Source organism: Thalassolituus sp. UBA6592 (assembly GCF_002433655.1).
Classification (GTDB): Bacteria; Pseudomonadota; Gammaproteobacteria; order Pseudomonadales; family Oceanobacteraceae; genus Venatoribacter.
This window is the reverse complement of sequence record NZ_DJIO01000158.1, coordinates 1-3,265: the sequence shown is the minus strand read 5'-3', so window position 1 is coordinate 3,265 and position 3,265 is coordinate 1. Positions and strand designations below refer to the sequence as shown.

Here is a 3,265-nt window from a genome sequence, read left to right as displayed (position 1 = left end):
GTCGCGGGTTCGAGTCCCGTCCGGTCCGCCAGATTAAAAGCGCATCAGTGATGCGCTTTTTTTACGTTCTGGCAATGCATTCATATTGGAGGAAATATGCTACAGACAATGCGGGATAATGCTCAGGGCATGATCGCTAAAGTAATTGTCGGTTTTATTATCATTGTTTTCGCGCTTTGGGGTGTAGAAAGCATTGTCAGTCTGGGTACAGGCCCGGAAGCAACAGCAACTGTGGGTGATATCGAAATCACAGAAGCCGATATCAGTCGTGTAGTTGAACAGCAGAAAAACAATCTGCGTCGCCAGTTTGGCGATCAGTACGACGAAAATCTTTTCAATGAAAAATTCCTGCGCGATTCTGCGATTGAACAGTTAATTGAACAGAATCTCGCTCTGGTACAGGCTGATGAGATGGGCCTGTATGCTTCCCCTCGTGAAATTGACGAATCCATTGTAACGATTCCTGCATTTCAGCAGGATGGTAAATTCAGCCGTGATCAGTTCCAGACCGTACTGCGGATGAACGGTATGAGCCCGATGGGCTTCCGCCAGGTGCTGGGCGATGAAATTAAAACCCGCCAGGCTCAGGCTGCATTTGTGCTGTCCAGCATGGAAACCCCTGTTTCTGTGAAGCTGTCTGAAGCGCTCAATAATGAGCTGCGTACATTCAGCTACAGCGAGATTCTGGCTAAAGATCTGGAATCTGGCATTGAAGTCTCCGAAGAAGACATTCAGGCAGCTTATGAAGCGTCTAAGGACCGTTATAAAACACCTGAACAGGTCAGCCTCAATTACGTTGAACTGAAGCGTTCTGATCTGGCTGCTGATGAGACAGTAAGCGAAGAAGAGCTGCAGCAGGCATATGATGACTACAAAGCGCAGGAAGCGTCGAAAGAACAGCGCAGCGCCAGCCATATTCTGATTGAAGTGAACGATGACCGCAGTGATGAAGAAGCGAAAGCTCTGGCGGATGAGGTTTATCAGAAAATCGAAAACGGTGGTGATTTTGCTGAGCTGGCAAAAGAGTATTCCGATGACATCGCCAGTGCCAACAATGGCGGCAGTCTGGGCCTGACTCCGAAAGGCAGCTTTGTGCCTGAATTTGATGATGCGCTGTATTCTTTGCCAAAAGGCGAAGTATCAAAGCCTGTTCAGACTGAATTTGGTTACCACATCATTCGTACAGACGACATCGTTGCCCCTCAGATTAAAGCCCTGGCAGATATTAAGGACGAACTGTCTGAAAATATTAAGCTGGCCAAAGCCGAAGCCGTTTATGCCGAGCGTCTGCAGGAACTGTCCAATCTGGCTTTCTCCGGTGAGACCATTGATGCTGTAGCGGAGTCTATTGGCCTGCAGCCTCAATCGACTGAGCTTTTCTCTCGTCAGCAGGGCGTTGGTGTGGCTGAAAACGAAGCCGTACGTCAGGCAGCATTTTCTGACGAAGTGATGCTTGATAAGCAGATGAGTGATGTTATCGAAACGGAAGAAGGCGCTCTGGTTGTCAGCGTCAAAGATCACGTTGATGCATCCGTTCTGCCTCTGGACGTTGTACGCGCTCAGGTAGAACAATCTCTGCTGCGTGAACGTGCTGTTGCTAAGGCGCAGGAAGTTGCAGAAGCGGTTGCTGCCGGCAATCAGGAAGCGGAGTGGACTCAGGTTTCAGCGACTTACACGCAAAGTACAGAAGCCCCACGTGCGGCACAGCAGAAAGTATTCTCTCTGCTGGAAGGCAAAACTGCCGCTGTTCAGACACCCGGTGGATATACCGTTGTGAAGCTCGATTCTGTTGATGGCCGTGACTGGAAGGAAATGGCTGTCAGTGATGAAGCAACGGAAACCGGCCGTGCAGACAACAGTCGTGCCGCAATGGCCAGCTATCAGTCATGGGCCCGTTCTGCGATTAAAGTAGAGCGTTCAGGAAGCTGACAGCAAAACATGACGGCTGGTTAATCCGGTCGTTATTCAGATAAAAAAGAGGCTGCGGCCTCTTTTTTTATGTCTGGATTTTACCAGATGCAGTGTTCTGTCGTCGGCTGTGCAACTCAGGGGACGTTAACCGACAGACAGAGTTGTGGAGCTGACGCACGATACTCAGAGTCAGCAATGCCTCCGGTATCTGCGGTTAATATTGCCGGGCGTGTTTGAAATCAGTTCTGAACCGCCGTTGACGGCTGTGCAGCAAGAGGGTCGGCCATACGGTACTGATCAAAGACCTGCAGTGTTGCTTTATCATGGCGACGGTTAGGCTTGGCCATAATGTCTGCCCGTTCTTTTTTATTGGTCCAGAACAAACCACCCGATGCAGCAGAAAATGGATCAAATAATTCTGTTGTATAACGTCCGCCCACCTGTTGTGGTAAGTGAATCCACTGCCAGTAGGCTGCCTGAGTAAAGTCCTGTGCAGGTCCGGGAATGTAGATGTTTTCCTGCAGCAGATAATCTTCAATATGTTTTCCGGCGCGTGACGCTTTACTGTTTTCAGCCATCAGGCTGGCTTTGGCGATGCCGCCAATATACAGACCTTCGCTGTCGGGTGAAAAAAGCGCGGTAACGGTTTCAGCGGACAATGGTGCTTTAAATTTCAGCCAGACCAGTTCGTATTCGCCCAGTCTGAGTTTTTCCGTTAATTCTCTCACCGGTAGTTTCGTTAACTGAATATTCAGATGTTTTTCGGCGGCTTGATTTTTTATTTTGCTGAGCAGCGGTAAGTCAGCGATGTCGCTGTAGCTGAGCGTGATGTTCGATGGTAAGACCCCAGGAGCGGCAGCTGGATGCTGGTCAGGCTCCATTGGTGAGGTATCAATAAGACCGGATTGCTGATGCAGGGCCGGGCTGTAGCTGCTCATTATTTCCGCTAAACCCAGCTGTGCGGCCAGCCAGGCCCGTTCATGGTTGTTACTGATGGTCTGTACTCTTGGATTGATTAACAGACCTGCAGGTGCTGTTCTGGTGTCGGTATACAGCCGCACCAGCTGAACCCGTTTTTTATTCAGACTGCTTTTAACCACTGGGGTCTGCCAATAGTCTGCGTTGGGGTATTCAATGGCGGACAGTTCTCCCAGAGTAAACAATTCCAGCTCGGTTCTGCTGTCGTTCATCGCCCTGAAAATTACCCGGTCGGTGTTAAAGCGATTGGCAAAGTAGGGCAGCTGATCTCCCCACCAGTTGCTGCGGCGACGAAAGGTTACGGATTGGCCAGGGCGGATCTGCGACAGATAATAAGGGCCTGTGGTCGGCTCTTTCATCCAGTTATATTCCGATG

At 50.0% G+C, this 3,265-nt stretch carries 2 protein-coding genes; one reads left to right on the top strand and one right to left on the bottom strand.

Annotated features, from left to right (window positions below):
• Positions 1-96: 96 nt before the first annotated feature.
• Complete coding sequence (locus tag B2Z72_RS16040) at positions 97-1,929, top strand: SurA N-terminal domain-containing protein (protein WP_296983472.1); 1,833 nt, start codon at positions 97-99, stop codon at positions 1,927-1,929.
• A gap of 221 nt (positions 1,930-2,150) precedes the next feature.
• Here B2Z72_RS16040 and B2Z72_RS16035 read toward each other — a convergent pair.
• Positions 2,151-3,265: ABC transporter substrate-binding protein (locus tag B2Z72_RS16035; protein WP_297005276.1), on the bottom strand; the 1,115-nt coding region annotated here is incomplete at its 5' end.

Coding starts and splice junctions, on each gene's coding strand:
- B2Z72_RS16040 (WP_296983472.1), top strand. CDS start 97: ATGCTACAGACAATGCGGGATAATGCTCAGGGCATGATCGCTAAAGTA.